Here is a 1,302-nt window from a genome sequence, read left to right as displayed (position 1 = left end):
CCTCAACACGCGCGGCCCACGATGCCCCCCCACACCAGTTTCACGCTCCACGACCTGCGCGTCGAGGTCGTCGCACCGCAAGGCGCCCGCATCTACTGCGGCGCCCAGGTGGGCGACTATTTCGAGCTGCGCGGCGAGATGCTGCATCTGCCCGAGGGGCAGGGCTTTTCGATCTATTCGCTGGGCGCCTTGCTGCCGCTGCTGGCCGCCAAGCAGCGGCCCACCGACGCGAACGACTGGATGAGCACCGACGCCGAGGTGGCCTGCCCCGATCCGAATTGCCCCTCGCGCTTTCGCATCACCCGCATGGGGCTGCGCACTTTTCGCCACGCCGACACCACGGCGGTTGTCCATCCATCGAACGAGTCTTCATGAATCCCTTGCAGCATTCGCACCATCGCATCGAGCTTGCGCCCGGCTATGAAATTTCCCGCCTGCTGAAGGGCGGATGGCAACTGGCGGGCGGCCACGGCGACGTGGATCACGCAGGTGCCATCGCCGACATGGCGGCTTACTACGACGCCGGCATCACCACATTCGATTGCGCCGACATCTACACCGGCGTGGAAGAAATGATCGGTGAGTTCCGCACCGACTACCTGCAGCGCCATGGCCGCGACAGCCTTTCGCAGCTGCGCGTGCACACCAAGTTCGTGCCCGACCTCGCCATCCTGTCGGCCATCGACAAGCGCCAGGTCGAGCAGATCATCGATCGCTCGCTCAAGCGCCTGCGCATGGAGCGGCTCGACCTCGTGCAGTTCCACTGGTGGGACTACGGCGTGCCGCGCTACCTCGAGGTTGCGCACTGGCTCCTGGAGCTGCAGCGCGCCGGCAAGATCGACCGCGTGGGCGGCACCAATTTCGACACGGCGCATGTGCGCGAACTGGCCGACGCCGGTGTGCCGATGTTCAGCATGCAGGTGCAGTACTCGCTGCTCGACCAGCGGCCCTTGCCGCTGATGACGCCGTACTGCGAGCAATCAGGCATGAAGCTGCTGTGCTACGGCAGCGTGGCCGGCGGCTTCCTCTCGGAGCGCTGGCTCGGCGTGAGCGATCCGGGTGAATCGTTCGAGAACCGCTCACTCGTCAAGTACAAGCTCATCATCGACGACTTCGGCGGCTGGGACCTGTTCCAGCAGTTGCTGGCGCAGCTGAAGCAGATCGCGCTGCGGTATGGCGTGTCGATTTCGACCGTGGCGATGCGCTGGGTGCTGCAGCAGCCGTCCGTCGCGGCCGTGATCGTCGGCGTGCGGCGCGGCGACCACCTGGCGGATCACCTGAAGGTGCTCGATCTGCAGCTCG

2 protein-coding genes are annotated in these 1,302 nt (G+C 65.7%); both read left to right on the top strand.

Features of this window, described 5'->3' with window-relative positions:
• A partial coding sequence (locus ACSFA3_RS23810) for a TIGR04076 family protein (RefSeq protein WP_435507875.1) occupies window positions 1–375 on the top strand: 375 nt, incomplete at its 5' end.
• Window positions 372–1,302, top strand: a 931-nt coding sequence (locus ACSFA3_RS23805) for an aldo/keto reductase (protein WP_435507874.1), incomplete at its 3' end; no start/stop codon positions are given. The genes ACSFA3_RS23810 and ACSFA3_RS23805, both read left to right, overlap by 4 nt.

Origin of the sequence: Variovorax glucosi (genome assembly GCF_051216695.1) — a bacterium.
Classification (GTDB): domain Bacteria; phylum Pseudomonadota; class Gammaproteobacteria; order Burkholderiales; family Burkholderiaceae_C; genus Variovorax.
Note: the sequence above shows the minus strand (reverse complement) of the source record. Positions and strands in the feature narration are given on the sequence as shown.